The following is an 18118-nucleotide window of genomic DNA, read 5'->3' as shown; positions in this document are numbered from 1 at the left end:
TTTTATCTTGGTGTTATTTAGGTGGTTTCGGAGCACTGACATCTCCTCTGTCTGTACCATTTTTATTGATCAAACGAGGCCGCTTTAATAATGACCAATGCGGCATTCTGATGATATTGTCTTTTTGATCTTGTAAAATGAATGGTGCATTTGGAGCTAGATATGGCAAACCAAAAGATCGTAAGCTATTTAAATGTAGGACCATCACGATCAGCCCCAAAATGATCCCGTATAATCCAAATGTAGCGGCAAGGATCATGAACAAGAACCGAAGCATCCGAAAAGCCATGGCCATGCTATTGGCTGGGAACACAAAGCTGCAGATGGCTGTTAAGGACACGATGATAACCATTGTTGCTGAAACGAACCCTGCTTCGACAGCAGCCTGCCCAATAACTAATGCACCTACGATGGAAATGGATGAACCGATAGCCCTAGGCATCCTCACACCTGCCTCACGCAAGATTTCAAACACTACCTCCATCATCATCGCCTCTACAAAAGCAGGAAAAGGAACACCCTCACGTTGTGAGGCTAGACTTATGAGTAAAAGAGTAGGAAGCATTTCCTGATGGAAGGTTGAGACAGCTATATAAAGTGACGGTGTAAGCAAAGCAAGGAAAAAAGATAAATACCGTAATATTCGAATTAATGTGGCAATGTCTGCCCGTTGATAATAATCTTCACTGGACTGGAAAAAATGCACCATCAGTGCTGGAACGATAAGGACAAACGGCGTTCCATCAACAAATATCGCAATCCTTCCTTCTAACAGGGCAGCGGCTACAGCATCAGGACGTTCCGTATTATATACGGTTGGAAATGGAGTATATACTTCATCCTGTATAAGTTCTTCAATGTAACCACTCTCAAGAATCGCATCTATTTTGATTCGATTTAACCTGCTTTGCAATTCTGAAACCGTTTTATCATTGGCAACACCTTTTAGATACATAATCGCTACGTCTGTTTGCGTTTTTTCACCAATCTGTTTTGTTTCAAGCCAAAGGTTAGGATCTTTGATTCTCCGTCGTATTAAAGCAGTATTTGTTCTCAGCGTTTCAGTGAACCCATCCTTCGGGCCTCTTACTACTGTTTGTGAGGAAGGTTCCTGAACTCCGCGATCGACCCATTCTCTTGAGCCGAGTGCTATTCCTTTTGGGGAGCCGTCCATCAATAACATCGTGTCTCCCGATAAAACATGGTTAAAAAGTTTTTGGAAATCAGTTATTTCCACTATTCCCCCTACAGGAAGAGCATGTGATTTTATCATTTCAAAACAGTCAGAGGGATTAAAGACCGCTCCGTCCAAATCCGAGTTCCGAATTTCAATCATCAAAGTGTCGAGGATGAAGTCTTGGACGGATACCGAATCCGTTAAGCCATCTGTATATACGATGCCTAATTTAATTTCCCCATTTTTACCTGCTTGAAAATCTCTTATGACTATGTCTGAACTATTTCCTAATGTTTTCTTAATATGGTCCAAATTAAATTGAAGATCAGAAGATATAAGTTTGGTTTGATGATTCTTTGAGTCTTTACTTCGGTATTCCGCTTGAAATGGTTTTTGGTTTTGATTATTAGTGTTGCTGGAGTCTGGATTTCCGTTTTGCTTTAGGTCTGCTTGTTGTTTTTTATTTTTCACTGATTGTTTATCTTCAATTAACTTCCTCAATGTGATAGGAACTCGAGATTTCAAAGCTAACCCCCTCTAACCAAAAGCCTGTTAAAATTATGTTTTCACCTTGGCTGCAATTATATCCATCTAACTTAAATAAATTGCAATTAACAAAGAGCTAAATCTTTGTAGTCATGATAATATTGACAAGGATAATGACAGGAATGGCGCTGCTTTTTGAATCCAATGTAGAAATCAGAAAAATGAAAAAGTTGTATTAGTGGAATTCTATGAATAAATGCATAAATCGCCAATATTCGCATAATTATTTTGTTCTATTATCATTTTCGAGAGCAAAAACTCCAATTTTTTTGTTGAACCAAGTGGCAGGAAGTTGGATATGCTTAGGGGCACAAAAAAAATAAATGAAAAAAACTCTGCAGATCTCCACAGAGTTTCTATAAGCTTTAAAACTGGTTTTTGGGGTGCAGGGCACCTTACCTTTGAATAGGCGAATGGATTTTTTCCTTGTACTTGTTAAGTTGTTGGTGATCCCAAGTTTATAAATACCTGGTTTTTCCCACTATAACTTCATCAATTTTTTTATTCCCCATTTCCCCCACAGTCTAGAAGTGAAAAAAGGTATCATCCCCAGCTAAAAGATTATACATGAAATGACGAACAATATATGGTAACAAGGCGCCGAATTCAAGATTCCAATGTAATATATTCAGCTCCCTGTTCTTTTGCCCAATTATGTATATAACTGAGCAGATTATATCCAAGCCCACTAGGACGATGATTTACATCAGTAACCAAATCTTGTACATAAACATAGCGTTCATTATATGAATCTTCACGCCAGCTAATACCTGCTAAAGCTACGATGCTCGTATCATGATATAAAGCAAATAACTTTTTACCCTCATTTCGCATATCATTCAATAATTCTAGATATTCCTTTAAAGTCAAATCAGTACGCAACTGACTCAATATAGGATAAGCCTGTAAGAATTGATGTTCTACAGTTAACTCTACTATATTTTCCACTGGTATTTTCATACTAATATTCTCCTAACTTTTAAGTTTAATTGCTTCGCCTTCCCTTTATGAATCCGGATTAATTTTCTGACATATAACCAAGGGCAAATTAAACGTCAAATAAATGTTTTTGATTGTGTGTCTCCTTTCTCCATATATTAGATATACACACAAAGATATACATATAAATAATATGCAAGAATCGTACCAGTTTAAAAATCGCGAAGGAGCGCATCAGTGAAAAATTAGGTGGCAGTTAAAATAATATACTCACTGAACATTAAGGTTCGGGACTAAGAAATCATATACTTTCTCTTGGACTAGAATTCGGTGATTGTTTAGGAGAAGCTACATGGTAGAGTGACAAGTAATATTATTCTTCTATATACGCAATATTTTTTCCCACGAATTTACCCATCACTCGTTTATTGAGTCGTAAAATTATCTTCCTGGATGTTTTTCATGACATTGCGTGAACATTTTGTCTCGGTTTTGAGATTTACACAGGTTATGAACAAGCGTACATAATACATATCGGAGTGTTACACTTTTCAAAATACAGAATGAAAATCGAGCCCAAAATAGGAAACGGGATGGATTGTCGAAGAAAGGCCATGACGATTCAAATTAATTTCGTGTGAATAACTTGAACATGAATAGCCAAAACTAATGAGTATTAAGAAGGAAGGAACAAACAAAAAGGTGAAAAACAATGCCTGGTAGTTTCAAGATTTCATCACATCAATTGATGATTTTAATCCTTTTGTATTCGGTTGGAACGGTTATTTTACATACTCCTTCTCCTTTAGCTGCTTTTGCAAAGCAGGATGCGTGGCTTGTTGCATTATTTGGGACAGGAATCGCATTAATTTTTGTATGGTTCTACATCAGGGTTGGAAATTTATATCCTGATCTCGCTTTAGATCAAATAAATGAAAAGGTTTTCGGTAAGTTAGTCGGAAAGATGATCAATCTCACATTTTTTTTCTGGTCTTTTTCCACTGCTTCAGAGACTATTTATTATGTGGGGAATTTCATTGAAACATTTTGGATGCCGGATACTCCACTTGCAGCATTAAATATATTGTTAGCTGCAGTTGTGATCTTTACAGTTCGCCTTGGTATTGAAACGTTTACACGCACGTTGGAAATATTCTTCATACCCGTATTAATATTACTGACCATTTTTTTGGTTTCCATCATTCCTCAAGCAAATATCCAAAACATTCAGCCAGTATTTGAAAGTGACGCCAAAACTTTCATACGGGCGATACTTTTTTACATCAGCGTGTTTACGCTATCCCCTGTTATGTTTTTAATGATTTTCCCTTCAAAAGTCAATGAAAGAAAAAAAGGGGGAAAAGCTTTTTATATTGGCACTTTGATCGGCGGAATCATTTTAACTCTTGTTATCATGCTGGATATTTTGGTTCTTGGACCCGGTGCCACAGCAAGAAATATCGCTCCAAGTTACACGATGGCAAAAAAAATAAATGTAGGTAATTTCCTCATGCGGATTGAAGCTATAATTGCCACGATTTGGATATTAACAACCTATACCAGGACAGTGATGTATTTTTATGTATCGGTTGTTGTATTTTCAAACATATTCAATATAAAAGATTATCGTCCATTTACTACAGCTTTAGGGATGATAATGGTTTTTTATTCGTTGATTGTTTTTCCAACGGTCGCATCATCCGGGGAATTCAATAAAAATATATGGTTATTCTACGCAACGACTTATGGTCTGGTCATGCCTTTATTACTGTTTATCACGGCTAAATTTAAAAACATCATAAAAAAGCACCATGGTAGCCAACAATGATAATAACCAAAACGATTAAAAAGAACATCATAAAAATATTCCAGAAGGTCGGGGTTAATGAATATTTACGAATGAGGTGAGTATATTGAAACATAAGATAATCATTATTTTTAGTCTGGTTTTTATAGCATTCATGACTGGTTTACTCATCTTTTACCTCATAAAAGATGATTCTTCCCGATGGATGGTAGCTCTTGGGGGAATATTGGTAAGTGCCTTGCCCATTTTATTACTGTTTGTAAAAAATAATCCCTTTAACATTCCAATCATAATCGGTTACTATGTTTTTGTTTTCTGTACGTCATTTTTAGGGTCTATCGCAAATTTTTATGTGGATTTTAAATGGTGGGACTCTGGCCTTCACTTCTACAAAGGTATTTTCGTGGCTTTTGTTGGAATTGCTCTTTATAAACAATTCATACCTCAAAAAGCGAGAAAAGATGTTTCAAAGTGGGTCCTCTTTCTTTTTGTTCTCTCACTTTCAGTCATTGCCACTGTTCTTTGGGAAATATATGAGTTCGTAGGAGATCTCACTTTTACTCATACCATGCAGCGAGGCGGTAATAAAGACACCATGTACGATATAATTTTCGGTCTTACAGGCGGCCTGCTTATCTCCATTTATTCTAGTGTACAAAAATCAAAATTATAATTTGTTGAGGTAATCATATGAATCGTAAGCTAGTTATTTCATTAAGTTCAGTGTATGTACTTTTCATGGCAGCATTATCCATTTTTTACTATACAGCCGATGAAACTTTTAAATCACTGGTTTCGATAGGCGGTGTGGTATGTGGAGCAATTCCACTTTTATTGGCCTTATTTACCAGACTTCAATTCAATCTGCCAATTATCATTTCCTATTTAATCTTCTTATTCGGTTCACAATTTTTAGGATCTATTTTAGGTTGGTATGGACTGGGGTGGTGGGACACATTCTTACATTTACTAAGCGGTTCCCTACTTGCTTTTACGGGAATTGCTTTATATGAACGATTGGTATACAGAAATGCAGGCAAAGAGATATCCCCTTGGTTTGTCTTTTTGTTTACCCTCTCCTTCTCAGCATTTGGTGGTGTCATTTGGGAGATTTACGAATTTAGTTCTGATCAATTATTCGGAATGACACTACAAGGCGGTGGAAATAAAGATACAATGATCGATTTAATCGCGGATACTATTGGAGGACTTATCATTGCAGTGTGGGCCGGAGTGCGGACAAAGATAAAGTTAAAGAAAATATAAAAAAACGTTCCTGTTGATTTCAGAAACCCGCTCCCTTTCCGCCGACTGTCTGCCAAGCCTCCTCGACGCAAACGTCTCCGGGGTCTCGGCTAGACAGTTATTCGGCAGGAGTCTCGCAAATTTCTTCAATCTAATGAGGTTTCATTCCATTTGAATGAATAAAAATTCATGGAGTATAACCAATTCTGTTTTAAAATTATGGTAACCATTCCCTCAAAAAAATCGTGAAAGGGATTCGGATAAGACCATTCCACCCTATGTTGTGAACTAACTGAGACCAACATATTCTATTGTCGGTCTACAGTCTTTTTTATTGTTAAAAAACGTTCCTGTTGATTTCAGAAACCCGCTCCCTTTCCGCCGACTGTCTGACAAGCCTCATCAAAGCAAGCGCCTCCGGGGTCTCGGCTAGACAGTTATTCGGCAGGAGTCTCGCAAATTTCTTCAATCTAATGAGGTTTCATTCCATATAAAACAGTAAAAAAACATAGGTAACCATTCCCTCAGCAAAACGGAAAAGGGGTCGGGATGAGACCATTCCACCCTTTTGTTGACAAACTAAAACGACCATCTTATCGATGGTCGTTTTTATGTTCATTTAAATATAATGGAAATGATTTTTTCCGTCGTCATTTCACTATCTACCAGATATGTTCCAGGTCGTAATCCGTTGGCCTTGCCTTTCTTTTCAACGGCGTCAGAAAACTCATTGGCATTTTTAATGACTTTTGCCTTTTGTAAGGTTTTACCTACATCGATGCTTGTCGAGCCTTTAGACACAGTTAGAACTGTACGGTATATGATTTTTTCTGTTGGTTCTTTTACAGTTTCTTTTTCCGCTTCCGCTTTATCTTTAACCGACTGTGCTTCAGCAATCTGTTCTTCCCATTCTTTTTCGGAATGTATGACATACCCTTCTGAAGCCAGAGTCTCTTTCATTTCATCTTCAGATAGTTTCTCCGATGTGCCGGTCGCTTCTCCTGGACCAAGGAAGTACACTGCACCGCATATGCCCGCTGCAACAACAAGGCCTCCGGCAAAGCTGCGCATTGATTTAGATGTCATTGGCCACATTTCTCCTTTCATTCTTCGTTTTTATGTAAGGAGTAAGCATGCGTTCTATTTCATCTTCCGGCTGTTTTGTCTTCAGTGCAATGCTTTCAAATGAATAACCTCGCTTATGTAGGTCGAGCACTTCACGCAACAAGTTCCGCTTTTCGGAAGCCATTGCTAGAACGCCTGCCTCTTGCACCGTAATTTCAGCATCTATCTCGATGTTTCTGATTTTTTCCTGTAATACACTCATTTCATCTCCAAAAGTGATAGCAAGTTGTTCCAATTGACTGTCCACTTTTACAGAATCCTTTTTAATAAACGATAAAATGAACAGTATTACTGCTGCAGCAAACAAAATGATCAGAGCCCATTCCATCATTCTATGTCCCTCCTTAATCTTTGAATCTAATATCTCGCTTTCTAATTATATATTGATTTGTTCCAAAACTCGATTTAAAAGAACAAAATACCACAATAGTCACGTATTTATGACAAAAAAAGGCGCGGGAAGGCGATCCATAACTATTAATAACCAAAAAACGAAAAATACAGTTTCCATTTAAGGACCATTTTACCATAATCCATTCATCATTTATACCGTTGTTAGTATATTAAGGCAAATGATCTTTATTTGTCCTCCAAACATACTGCAAGAACGCTGTCTAACTGGGTTAGTTCAAAACGTATAAATGGCATTCTTATTCACATCACTGCTTTTACTTTTCCCTTTAAAAGAGTCCAAGGGCTATATTAATGACAAACACGTTTCCAAACGATAAGATATATATTATCAGGTTCCTTTTCCTGTTTCATTGAATAGGTACTATTTTTTTAGTGCCATTTACTTATTGGATGCATGCAAGATATTAAGGAGGATACAATGAATATTAAAATAAATAATATACCGAGTTTCATGCAAGCCGAAATCGAACAACTTCAATCAAAATTGTCCCCCTTATTGAAGAAAAATATGAAATACGGTTTTTTTTCGACGGTGATGATAGGCTTTTCCATCATTAATCTTTTTTTCCTTTTATTTAAGAACGAATCTTTACCCATTTCGAAAATCGCACTTGGAATCTATGCATTGGTGGGAGCTGTAGGATTTGCCTTATTAAAAGAAAACAAACACAACCAAAAGGAAATAGTGAAAATGAGTCAAAAATATATGTTGGATAGAATCAAAAAAAGCAGCTATTTAACAGATGCCAGAAAAAGTAATTACTTTAAAAGAGTAAATGAGCATCCGCATACTGCCATGAATGTTTTTTTTGAGTTTCTAGCTGAAGAACAACAATGGAAGAACAAATCCTCAAACACGGAATAAAAAGTTCGCAAATTTTCATATCGTTATCGGTCGTTGAAATAAGCAAAAAACTCAGCACTAAAAAACAATCAACCAGTGTGATCCGTAAACTGCCGAATCACTCCGGTTGGTTGCTTAGGTATTAAATATCACAAAAGATGGACATTCAAATCTTCTAACTAAATCTTGCTTTTCATCACTAGAAAACGCTTTTTCACATTAACATCAGCATAAAGATACTCAAGGTTAAAATGATCATGAATAAAATCCTTTTTAATTTTTTAAAGTGGCATCGTCTTCTACTTCATTTTCCATAATTCCCATTCCTTTCTCACTAATAGGACTATATTCCTTTTATTCTTCATACAATTGTGGAATTCCTTTTGATTTTATCGTTACTGGCAATAAAATTGGTCTACAAACAGATTAACCCCGTTCAAGGATTCAGAACGGGGTTTTTAAATAAATGAGAGCTGTTTAATTTTGTGTTTTGTGGACATTGAGTTCAGCTGTCAAACTTCGTATATTGTTCATTCAAGGTGGTTTACTTACGAACTTAAAAAGGATCGGCTATGACAAGGATTTTCCCTGCTTTAATATCCTCCATATATTGATCGACTTCGGCTTCCTCCAGTCCAAGTTCCAATAATGGCTTTCGCAATCCGCCTGCTCCCGATGCTGCCCCGGCTGCGGCTCCGCCAAAAGTGGTGAAAATCGGTCCTGCAGCCAATATCGGACCAATTCCTGGTACGGCTAATGCACTCATTCCAATAAGCAGGCCTGTCAATCCGACAGCTCCGCCGGCTGCTGCACCAGCTACAAATCCATCAGTTCTTGCCGGGCTGACTTCCTCGGCTTCATTTGGTAATTTATCGATGTTTTTTGCCACTACTGATATTTGATCGGAAGTAAATCCTTGTTCCTTTAAATTTTTGACTGCTGAAGTCGCTTCATTTTCATTTTCATATATTGCTATAAACCTCTTGTCCATGGTATCTGCTCCTTTAAAAGTAATGTATTATACATTACCCTTAATTGAGTTTTCATAACCTTCCATGAAAGAAATGAAGTTCATTCCCGGATTTGCCCCTGGCCGTATATGAAGTACTTGCTTGATGTTAAGGCCGGTAAACCCATTGGTCCACGTGCATGCAGCTTTTGTGTGGAAATGCCGATTTCTGCGCCATAACCGAATTCAAAGCCGTCGGTAAAACGGGTGGAAGCATTGTGATAAACTGCTGCAGCATCTACTTTATTCAAAAATGCGGAAGCGTTTTGTTCATCCCTTGTTAGGATTGCTTCAGAATGCTTGGAACCGTATCGGTTTATGTGTTCAATGGCATCGGATACACCTTTTACAGTTTTCACGCTGATTTTTAAAGCCAGGTACTCTGTTGACCAATCTTCCTCCGTAGCCGTTTTCGCTCTCGGAAAGGCGCTGCAAACCGCTTCATCTCCATATATTTCAATACCCTTTTCGTCCAGGAGTTCCAAAATACGCACTCCATTTTCTTCAAACCATTCTTCATGAATCAGAAGCCCCTCAATAGCATTACATACGGATGGGCGCTGGGTTTTACCGTTTAAGACAATTTTTTCGACCATCGTGATATCTGCGGTCTGATCGATGAAGATATGGCAATTGCCTGCTCCTGTTTCAAGGACGGGAACAGTTGACTCCTTTATGACCGTTTCAATTAAATTCTTTCCGCCGCGCGGAATCAAAACATCTAAATACTCATTAAGATGAAAAAGTTCCTTGGCGGTTTCACGACTCGTATCCTCGATCAATTGAACAGCTTCTACAGGGATTTCCGTATGCTCTAATGCTTTATGAATGGAAGAGACTAGTGCCATATTGGAGTATTTGGCTGACGAGCTGCCTCTTAATATGACGGCATTCCCCGTTTTCAAGGATAATGTAGCTGCATCGATGGTCACGTTAGGCCTTGCTTCATAAATCATCCCGATTACCCCGATCGGCACCCGTAGCTTTTTAATCAATAAACCATTCTCTTTTTCGATCGTCTCCAATTGTTCCCCAATCGGATCATTTAAATCGATTAAAAGCATAATGGCCGCTGCCATGTCATCAATACGGTTAACATTCAACATAATTCGATCTAATGTAGACTCACTGAAGCCTTTTTTCCTGCCATCTTCCAGATCCTTTTGGTTTTCCTGTATCAAGAAATCTTTATCGATAATAAGTTGTTCAGCAATTTTTCCAAGTGCCTCATTCTTTTTTTCCGTACTCAAACCGATTAGCTGATAACTGGCTTTTTGGGCTGCCTTTCCTTTCGCCGTCACTTCACTCATTTCCAAATTCCCCCTGTTCTTTCATGAAATTGATTTTTTATGCTTTCACCCATTTATCGCGATGGATCACTTCTATGGAAGTGATTACAAGCTCGGATGTCCTCTTTCCCATCGCCTGTTTTAATTCTTCGTCGGAATAAAGGACCTCGCCCCGCCCTAATAATCCATTTGCACCAAAGACTTCGACAACATCGCCCTTATTGAAGACTCCTTTAATTTCATAAATTCCAGCTGGCAGCAGACTGCTCCCATTTGAAACTAAAGCCCTTTCGGCACCTTCATCAACGAAAATTTTCCCGGATACTTGTGAATGAAGGGATATCCATTGTTTGTTTTTCGTTACCGTCGTCAAGACATCATTCCCAATATATGTGCCATCACCATTGCCTTCAAGGATTGTTAGTAGTTTATCACTCCCCAAACCAGAACCGATGAATACTTTCACCCCTAGAGACAATGCAGTTTGTGCTGCAATCAGCTTCGATTTCATCCCGCCGGTTCCGACATTGGAACCCGCACCTTCTGCCATTTGCAATAAATCCTCCGTTATTTCGGAAAGCTTTTCAAATCGCTTGGCCCCTGGATTTGTCTGTGGATTGGAATCATAAAGCCCATTAATGTCCGTTAATATGATCAAGTTGGTCGCGTGGACGAGCCCGCTTACTAAGGCGGATAGCATATCATTATCACCAAAAGTCAACTCCTCGACCGATACTGTATCATTTTCATTTATAATCGGAAGGATGCCGCGTTCAAGCAATTCCATCAATGTCGCATATGCATTTTTATATCTATCTTTTTTCGAGAAATCTTTCCTTGTTAATAAAATCTGCGCCGGAACGATTTCAAAGTGCCCTAATTGTTCCATATACGATTGAATCAAAAGGCTTTGCCCTACAGCTGCAGCAGCTTGTTTTCCTTTGAGAGTGATAGGTCTCGTCGGGTAACCAAGCTTGCGAAAACCTGTTGCTACAGCACCTGATGAAACAAGGACAACTTCATGTCCCGCTTTCCTTAATGCTGCCACTGCCTGGATATGATCGGAAAATTTATTCTGGTCGATTTCACCTTTTGTGTTGGTCAAAGAACTACTTCCTATCTTTACAACGATGCGTTTCTTTTCCATCGATTACTTCCTCCAATAAATATCTAAGACATGAAAAAAAGCCCTTTTCATCCTCGAAATAAGGACGAAAAGGGCTGCTCTCCGTGGTACCACCTTCATTGAATGCAAGTTCATGCATTCCACTTTGCCTGATAACGCCAGGATTTGCGCCTATGTTTTGCATAGGACTCAAGAAGCAGGTTCTGCGCTTTCCTGTCGCGGGTCTTCCAGCAATTGACGCCGCTCTCTGTCACAGTGATTCTCGCATACTAATCTTCTCTCAACGTTCATTGTTTTAATATAGTATGCAAAATTATCTTCTTGATGTCAATAACATTCCTTCGATTAATGAACCTTATAGCGCCATGGCTGGGCCGAAGAACTCATAGTGAATTTTATCCGTATCTACCCCAAGCTCTTTCAGGTATGTGATGATGGCCTTCATGAAAGGTACAGGGCCACACACATAATAATCAGCTTCAGGTTTAACAACATTGCTCAATAATTCCCTATCGATATACCCTTCCTTTTCAAAATTCGGCAGGTTCTTATCATCCTCACTCGGATTTTTAAAGACAAAGGATAAATGATAACTGGCAAGCTTGTTCGTTAGTTCTGTCAGTTCCATTCTGAACGGCTGTAAATTGCCATTATCGGATGCGTGAATGAATTGGACATCACGCTCAGGTGTTTGTTCAGCTACCGCTTGAACCATACTCATGAAAGGCGTTATGCCAACGCCTCCGCTCAAGAAAACTGCCGGAGTTCGTTTATCCAAATCAATGGTGAAATCACCTGCAGGAGCCGTTACGTCTATACTGTCACCCATCTGAATGGATTCATGCAAATAGTTAGAGACCCTTCCATCAGGAGAGGTTCCAGGCTTTTCTTTTTTAACGGAAATCCGGAAGTAATCTTTTCCCGGAACATCAGACAAACTATACTGACGGTTGAATAAATAGCGTTCACCCGGTATCTCGATACGAACGGTAATATATTGACCAGGAAGAAATGATGGAACCTTGTCTCCATTTGATGGCTTTAAATAAAAGGAAGTGATTACGTCACTTTCCCGTACTTTTTCCACCACTGTGAATCGTTTGAAATCAGGCCATCCGCCGACCTGATTGGAAGCTTGGTCGTACATTTCCTTTTCGATGCTAATGAAAACATCGGCAATGACTCCATAGGCCTCTCCCCAAGCTTGAAGGATCTCTTCTGTAGCCGAATCTTGTAAAACTTCCTTGATTGCACCTAATAGAAATTCTCCAACAATGGGATAATGTTCGGCTTTAACTGCAAGACTTCTGTGTTTTTGTGCTATTTGCTTCACGGCAGGTAAGATCGTTTCAAGTTGATCTATATGTTTAGCTGCTGCCAAAACCGTGTTGGCAAGTGCAGTTTGCTGGCGCCCCTTTTTTTGATTGGCGTGATTAAAAACATTTAATAATTCAGGATGTGCCTCGAAAAGATTTTTATAGAATACAGTTGTGATAGTTGTACCATGCACTTCTAATACAGGTACGGTTGATTTGATAACATCGATAGTTTTCTGGGATAGCATAGGTAAACCCCTCTTCATAAACAAGCATTTTAAATACATGTTTATATTAGAACTTAAATGCATTAAAAGCAATATTTTTTATACATCTTTTCGAATAATAAGTTTTCATGTTTATAAAATGTTCACATTTATGATATAGTCTAATGGGGATAGAATGTGAGGCGATAAACATGAGGTTGACGAGTTATTCCGATTACTCACTTAGAGTGTTGATTTACCTGGCTTCCCACGACCAAAGCAAATTGTCAAATATTAAAGAGATATCTGAAGTTTATCAACTGTCTAAAAATCACTTGATGAAGATTGTTCATAACCTAGGTAAATTAGGCTATATCGAGACGATACGTGGAAGAAATGGCGGTTTCCGGCTTGCTAAATCACCCGCTGAAATAAATGTAGGGGAACTGGTACGGAGAACCGAAGAAGATTTTTATTTAGTGGAATGTTTTAAAGATCACGATAACTGTGTGATTTCTCCCGTTTGTTCGTTGAAATTTGTCCTTAATAATGCCTTGGATGCTTTTTTAAAGGTCCTTGATCAATATACGATTGCAGACTTCAGCGAAAATAAAGTGATGCTAAAAACCTATTTCGATTCGGTAAAGCATAATGACGAAAAGCCCGATATTTTATAATCGGGCTTCTTTTCATTAACCTATGATCCTATGATCCGTTCGATCTGCCATTCTTTTTCCATTCGCAAATCCATAATCCCTGTACTGGTTTTCAATAAAACTTTAAGGGGATCGTATGGATTGATCATGATGATCGTACCGATTCGTCCATTGGTAAGCGTGACTTCTTTTCCGACCAAAGTGGACATTAATCGACTTACAAACTCCAGCAGCATTTCTGGATTGAATTTACCGAACATATCGCTGTTCATTTGCTCAATCACCTTATAAAACGGCATGGCCTGATGATATACACGATTTGAAGACATCGCATGGAATACATCGGCTATTGCAACGATTTTCGAATGATGATGGATATCATTCCCCTTCAGACCAAGTGGATAGCCTTTCCCATCTTCGCGTTCATGGTGCTGAAGGGCAGTTAATGCAATCGATGGTGGGATTCCAGGGATATTCTTAAGTAATTCATACCCATAAATCGTATGGCGTTTCATTTCTTCATATTCTGCCGCAGTCAGTTTACCCGGTTTTTCCAATATACTTTCCGGAATCCTTGTTTTACCCACGTCATGCAGCGTGGCAGCCAGTGTCAGTGCCGAAAGGTTTTCTTTAGATAATCCAAGCTTCATCCCTAGATAAGTGGCAATGATTCCGACACCGATATTATGCCTATTCGTATACTCCTTATTTGCTTGCAACTCTTCGAAAAGGTAATAAATATCAGGATTCTTTGCAGCTTCTGCAATGACAGGTGCAACCTCCGCTTTAATCACTTCAATCTTTTCAAGCTGTATTTTTCCTTCTATACATATATCTTGAAAAATGTTTTTGATTTGAATAGAAGCTTTGTTGATTTTTTCATGAATCTTTACTCTAGGTTGTACATGATCTTCAGTTAAAGAAGATTCACCTTTTTTCAATTGTTCCATTATGAAATCAATTTCGGGTATGGTAAGAGGCGGATTCGCTTTATTATTCAGCTTCCCTCTTCTATTTTTCATTGCTCTCACACTTTTCTCTATTTTTTACCTATAATACCATATCCTTTTTGACCTTGTGTCTTAATGAAAACAATTTTCTGGCACTTAAGTTCGGTCACTAAGTTCATTGCCCAGCCGTTTTAATTTTTCACCAACCGTACATTCTGAAATACAGAACTGATGGGCATACGTACGCCCCTTCTCTTTTCGAAAATGCTTTCGTAAAAAACAATCCTGGCAAAATGAAGCGAGAACATCTTCCACTTCTTCATATATTTTTTTCCTGTTCATTGTTGTTATGGCTCCTTTGACTCAGCAATCTCTATTTTGCTGAAAATGGCTTTTCCCTGCAGTGCAAGTGTTGCCAGGCGATCGGCTTCCTGGTTTTCCTTCCGGGAAATTGGCTTGCAGACCGGAATGATCTTTAATTTATCCAGTTTCGCTTCAATGCGGTCGAGCCATTTATTTAAGTTTTCTTCCATACAGGGCCATTCACCGGAAAGTTGATTTAAGACAACTAGAGAATCTCCTTTAAAGACACAGCTTTGATGGTGGATTCCAAGTTCGTCCATCTGCCTGACCGCTTCATGAAAGGCCGCATATTCCGCTTCATTATTGGATTCAAATTGCTCCAATTTCACATTGGTGCGTAACCGCCAGAACTTCTTCCCTTGACGAAAATAAATCGCGACACCGATTCCTGCCACCTTTTCATCTTTTTGAAAACCTCCATCAAAAAAAACCGTCACATCCTGCGGCTCTTCCTCAACTTCCGCCAGGAGCTTCTTTAGCTCTTTCTTCGTCCATGTTGTATCGAATTCATCCTTGAATTCCACTTCTTTCAGCCTTCCTGCCTTTTCAAGATCTTCCGTTATGACCAGTGCAGTCCCGGCATCAAGCCAATCCGAAACGAAATCGGCAGATGGTTTTTTTGAAGCATGATATGTCCATTGCATAATTACCTTCAAAGATTTCCAGCTCCTTATCCATTCACCATTCATGCAGAACAGCTTACAATTTTCATACCTTTTTTTCGTCATACCCTTTATAATATATTGTAAGCATTTGAATCACTCTTTTTAATTATAGTTCCCATATCAGCCTGAAATTCTCATGTTTCAATCTTAATTTTATATGAAACGTTTTTATCAAAGCATATTGACAGTTAAACTCGAGGAGGAGCATATCTTGATCGAAGTGTATATTGATGGTGCCAGTGCGGGCAATCCAGGGCCGAGCGGCGCAGGTGTTTTCATAAATAATAACGGTGTGGTCGAGAGGCACTCATTTCCGCTTGGAAATATGGAAAACCATGAAGCGGAGTACCATGCTTTAATTAAGGCATTGGAAATTTGTCTAGCCAATAAGTATCAAATCGTTTCTTTCCGTACTGACTCCCAGGCCATCAACCAGGCCATTGAAAAAAGATTTGCAAAAAATAAGTATGCCATATTGCTGGAACGGGCTCTAAAGCTTTCCGACGAGCTCGAATTATTCTTCATGAAATGGATTCCAAACCTAGAAAACAAGTCTGCGGATGAATTGGCGAGACGGGCCATTCGCATGAATAAGGCTGAGGAAATTCATGAACAAGACAGCTGATTTTTCATTATTATTCGTTGTATTCATTTGGGGTGTCACTTTTGTCATGGTCCAAAATGCCCTATCTTTTCTTGACCCATTCACGTTTAATGCCGCCCGTTTCTTCATGGCCTTCGTTTTCTTGCTCATTCCTTATATATCGACTTTACACAAAAAGGGGAAAACTTGGAATAAGGGCCTTATTATAGCCGGGTTTCATATTGGGGTTTGGCTTTTTCTGGGATATGGGCTTCAAACGATCGGATTGAATTATACAACTCCTGCAAAGACAGGCTTCATAACAGGATTAAGTGTCGTCATGGTACCTGTTTTTTCCCTGCTGCTTTTAAAACATAGGCTTTCCCGCAATACAATGATAGGTGTCGCAGCGGCAACCATTGGGCTTTATTTAATGACTTTCGCTGACCGCTCCAATTTGAATATCGGTGATTTACTGGTATTTTTATGCGCAATCAGTTTTGCCATGCAAATCATTACTACCGCTAGATATGCCCGGACCCTTCCCGCTTTACCGTTGACGCTGATTCAGGTTTCGACCGTATCTTTATTATCATTTGTTTCAGCCTTCATTTTCAATGAGAATCATTCCGTCATCTTCAGCTCGGAGGTCATGTTACAGAAGGATGTATGGACTGCTTTATTGGTTACTGCAGCACTTGCCACGGCGTTCGCCTTTTTCGCACAGACCTTCTTCCAGGCTTATACGACACCTACAAGAGTGGCGCTTATCTTTTCAATGGAACCGGTTTTTGCGGCGTTATCCTCATACATATTGATAGGGGAAAAATTGACTACCGCCTCCATCATCGGCTGCGCATTCATTTTCTTGGGGATGATTTTCGCTGAACTGCCTGTTAAGAAAAAGAAACCGGTGACACAGGAGTTTTCTTGAAAAGCCCAATAAAATAAATCGGACTTCCAGTTACGAAGTCCGATTTATTTAAGCAGCCCCTGTTCTTTTGCAAACGATACCGCTGCACTACGCGTTTCAATGCCATTTTGTTTTAAGTTTTCCAAAAAGGAGATATAAAAGCTGCCATCAAAATTCTTTTGTACCTTCAATGTCAACTCTATTGCTGCATTGACTAGAATATCACTTGCATCCGTGTAGCGCTTACCAAAATAAATAAAACCAATCGCGTCATTACCAAAAGTGAATCCCTTACCCTCTAAAAAACTAACATACTCTTCAGTTGATTTCGCCACTTCTGCATCCACTCCATACTTCATGCCTTATTTTTATCTTACCGTATATCAAAGATTTTGACTATCCATTTTTCGACAAAAAACTCACCGTACAAAATAAAGGAGCTCCCATTTGGGAGCTCCCAGACTGTACAATTTGAACGTTGATTTCCACTCCAGGCACTCGCTTTCCGCGGGCGGTCCGGGAGCCTCCTCGGCGCAAGCGCCTGCGGGGTCTCCCTTCGACGCGCTTTTCCCGCAGGAGTCTCGTACCTTCCGTTCCAATCAACTTTGTTTCACCTTTTAGATAGAACCCTTTTGCCTAAAGTCTTCATTGTTTTAAAATAGATTTAATAAAACTTAAGGTGATGTGGAAGAAGCAGATCATCTCGTCAACATTAAGCTGTAAAACCTATATATGCGAAAAGAAAAGATTGAGCGTGTATTCGCAGATTCAAAAGAAAAGCATGATATGCGTTGGACTGCTTTAAGGGGGTTCTTAAAAAATTGTCGATTCAGGCGATGCTAACTTGGCATTAATTTAAAGAAGGTGGCCAATTGTTTAATCGCAAGGTCCAAAATGGCCTAACCTAGTGGGCCAGTAGAGCCCCAATCTCTTAAATTCAGGCGA

19 protein-coding genes and 1 pseudogene are annotated in these 18118 nt (G+C 39.0%); 8 read left to right on the top strand and 12 right to left on the bottom strand.

Features of this window, described 5'->3' with window-relative positions; genetic code table 11:
• Positions 1 to 13: 13 nt before the first annotated feature.
• Together J7E52_RS22035 and J7E52_RS22030 are read right to left on the bottom strand one after the other, a co-directional pair.
• Positions 14 to 1648, bottom strand: a complete 1635-nt coding sequence (locus J7E52_RS22035) for a spore germination protein (protein ID WP_483861544.1) — start codon at positions 1646 to 1648, stop codon at positions 14 to 16.
• Positions 1649 to 2329: 681 nt separating this feature from the next.
• Complete coding sequence (locus tag J7E52_RS22030) at positions 2330 to 2683, bottom strand: GNAT family N-acetyltransferase (RefSeq protein ID WP_214750533.1); 354 nt, start codon at positions 2681 to 2683, stop codon at positions 2330 to 2332.
• Between the two features lie 691 nt (positions 2684 to 3374).
• On the opposite strand from J7E52_RS22030, the gene J7E52_RS22025 reads away from it, so the two are divergent.
• The 3 genes from J7E52_RS22025 to J7E52_RS22015 all read left to right on the top strand — a co-directional run bounded on the left by J7E52_RS22025 (position 3375) and on the right by J7E52_RS22015 (position 5735).
• Positions 3375 to 4490, top strand: coding sequence for a GerAB/ArcD/ProY family transporter (locus J7E52_RS22025; RefSeq protein WP_214750532.1), 1116 nt, complete (start codon positions 3375 to 3377; stop codon positions 4488 to 4490).
• 85 nt (positions 4491 to 4575) lie between these two features.
• Positions 4576 to 5142 carry a DUF2238 domain-containing protein gene (locus tag J7E52_RS22020; RefSeq protein WP_214750531.1) on the top strand — a complete coding sequence of 189 codons (567 nt, stop codon included), beginning with the start codon at positions 4576 to 4578 and terminating at the stop codon, positions 5140 to 5142.
• 17 nt (positions 5143 to 5159) lie between these two features.
• Positions 5160 to 5735, top strand: coding sequence for a DUF2238 domain-containing protein (locus J7E52_RS22015; RefSeq protein WP_214750530.1), 576 nt, complete (start codon positions 5160 to 5162; stop codon positions 5733 to 5735).
• Between the two features lie 594 nt (positions 5736 to 6329).
• Here J7E52_RS22015 and J7E52_RS22010 read toward each other — a convergent pair.
• Positions 6330 to 6800 carry an endolytic transglycosylase MltG gene (locus tag J7E52_RS22010; protein WP_214750529.1) on the bottom strand — a complete coding sequence of 157 codons (471 nt, stop codon included), beginning with the start codon at positions 6798 to 6800 and terminating at the stop codon, positions 6330 to 6332.
• Positions 6790 to 7170 (bottom strand): hypothetical protein, encoded by a 381-nt coding sequence (locus tag J7E52_RS22005; protein WP_286197994.1) that lies wholly within the window; start codon positions 7168 to 7170, stop codon positions 6790 to 6792. Before J7E52_RS22005 ends, J7E52_RS22010 begins: the two co-directional genes overlap by 11 nt.
• Before the next feature lie 501 nt (positions 7171 to 7671).
• Between J7E52_RS22005 and J7E52_RS22000 the strand changes: the two genes are divergently transcribed.
• Positions 7672 to 8118, top strand: coding sequence for a DUF5392 family protein (locus J7E52_RS22000; protein WP_214750528.1), 447 nt, complete (start codon positions 7672 to 7674; stop codon positions 8116 to 8118).
• A gap of 535 nt (positions 8119 to 8653) precedes the next feature.
• Here J7E52_RS22000 and J7E52_RS21995 read toward each other — a convergent pair.
• From J7E52_RS21995 to hmpA, 4 genes are all read right to left on the bottom strand, one after another.
• On the bottom strand, positions 8654 to 9088 hold the full coding sequence (locus J7E52_RS21995; RefSeq protein ID WP_214750527.1) for a general stress protein: 435 nt from the start codon (positions 9086 to 9088) through the stop codon (positions 8654 to 8656).
• A gap of 80 nt (positions 9089 to 9168) precedes the next feature.
• Positions 9169 to 10416 (bottom strand): glutamate-5-semialdehyde dehydrogenase, encoded by a 1248-nt coding sequence (locus tag J7E52_RS21990; RefSeq protein ID WP_214750526.1) that lies wholly within the window; start codon positions 10414 to 10416, stop codon positions 9169 to 9171.
• A 37-nt stretch (positions 10417 to 10453) separates the two neighbouring features.
• Positions 10454 to 11542 (bottom strand): glutamate 5-kinase, encoded by a 1089-nt coding sequence (gene proB / locus J7E52_RS21985; protein WP_214750525.1) that lies wholly within the window; start codon positions 11540 to 11542, stop codon positions 10454 to 10456.
• Positions 11543 to 11876: 334 nt separating this feature from the next.
• Positions 11877 to 13085: an NO-inducible flavohemoprotein gene (gene hmpA, locus J7E52_RS21980; protein WP_214750524.1), complete on the bottom strand. Its 1209-nt coding sequence runs from the start codon at positions 13083 to 13085 to the stop codon at positions 11877 to 11879.
• Between the two features lie 170 nt (positions 13086 to 13255).
• On the opposite strand from hmpA, the gene J7E52_RS21975 reads away from it, so the two are divergent.
• Complete coding sequence (locus J7E52_RS21975) at positions 13256 to 13720, top strand: RrF2 family transcriptional regulator (protein WP_214750523.1); 465 nt, start codon at positions 13256 to 13258, stop codon at positions 13718 to 13720.
• 20 nt (positions 13721 to 13740) lie between these two features.
• Here J7E52_RS21975 and J7E52_RS21970 read toward each other — a convergent pair whose 3' ends face one another.
• The 3 genes from J7E52_RS21970 to J7E52_RS21960 all read right to left on the bottom strand — a co-directional run bounded on the left by J7E52_RS21970 (position 13741) and on the right by J7E52_RS21960 (position 15668).
• Positions 13741 to 14721 (bottom strand): HD-GYP domain-containing protein, encoded by a 981-nt coding sequence (locus J7E52_RS21970; protein WP_214750522.1) that lies wholly within the window; start codon positions 14719 to 14721, stop codon positions 13741 to 13743.
• An 84-nt stretch (positions 14722 to 14805) separates the two neighbouring features.
• The gene (locus J7E52_RS21965) at positions 14806 to 14991 is read right to left on the bottom strand and encodes a zinc-finger domain-containing protein (protein WP_101222353.1); all 186 of its coding nucleotides are present in this window, start codon (positions 14989 to 14991) and stop codon (positions 14806 to 14808) included.
• A 5-nt stretch (positions 14992 to 14996) separates the two neighbouring features.
• Positions 14997 to 15668, bottom strand: coding sequence for a reverse transcriptase-like protein (locus tag J7E52_RS21960; protein ID WP_286197993.1), 672 nt, complete (start codon positions 15666 to 15668; stop codon positions 14997 to 14999).
• Between the two features lie 220 nt (positions 15669 to 15888).
• On the opposite strand from J7E52_RS21960, the gene J7E52_RS21955 reads away from it, so the two are divergent.
• Both J7E52_RS21955 and J7E52_RS21950 read left to right on the top strand, forming a co-directional pair.
• Entirely contained in the window at positions 15889 to 16302 is a 414-nt protein-coding gene (locus J7E52_RS21955; RefSeq protein ID WP_214750521.1) for a reverse transcriptase-like protein, read from the top strand.
• Positions 16286 to 17194 carry a DMT family transporter gene (locus J7E52_RS21950; protein WP_214750520.1) on the top strand — a complete coding sequence of 303 codons (909 nt, stop codon included), beginning with the start codon at positions 16286 to 16288 and terminating at the stop codon, positions 17192 to 17194. The genes J7E52_RS21955 and J7E52_RS21950 overlap by 17 nt, the downstream gene beginning before the upstream one ends.
• Positions 17195 to 17238: 44 nt before the next feature.
• On the opposite strand, the gene J7E52_RS21945 is transcribed toward J7E52_RS21950, so the two are convergent.
• Positions 17239 to 17520 (bottom strand): DUF6123 family protein, encoded by a 282-nt coding sequence (locus J7E52_RS21945; protein WP_228467451.1) that lies wholly within the window; start codon positions 17518 to 17520, stop codon positions 17239 to 17241.
• A gap of 388 nt (positions 17521 to 17908) precedes the next feature.
• On the opposite strand from J7E52_RS21945, the pseudogene J7E52_RS27500 reads away from it, so the two are divergent.
• Positions 17909 to 18018 (top strand): annotated as a pseudogene (locus tag J7E52_RS27500) (transposase); the annotation flags it as partial.
• Positions 18019 to 18118 lie beyond the last annotated feature (100 nt).

This window comes from Bacillus sp. ISL-34, from assembly GCF_018613325.1.
In the GTDB taxonomy this organism is placed as follows: Bacteria; Bacillota; Bacilli; order Bacillales; family DSM-1321; genus Peribacillus.
This window is presented reverse-complemented; position numbering and strand designations above follow the sequence as displayed.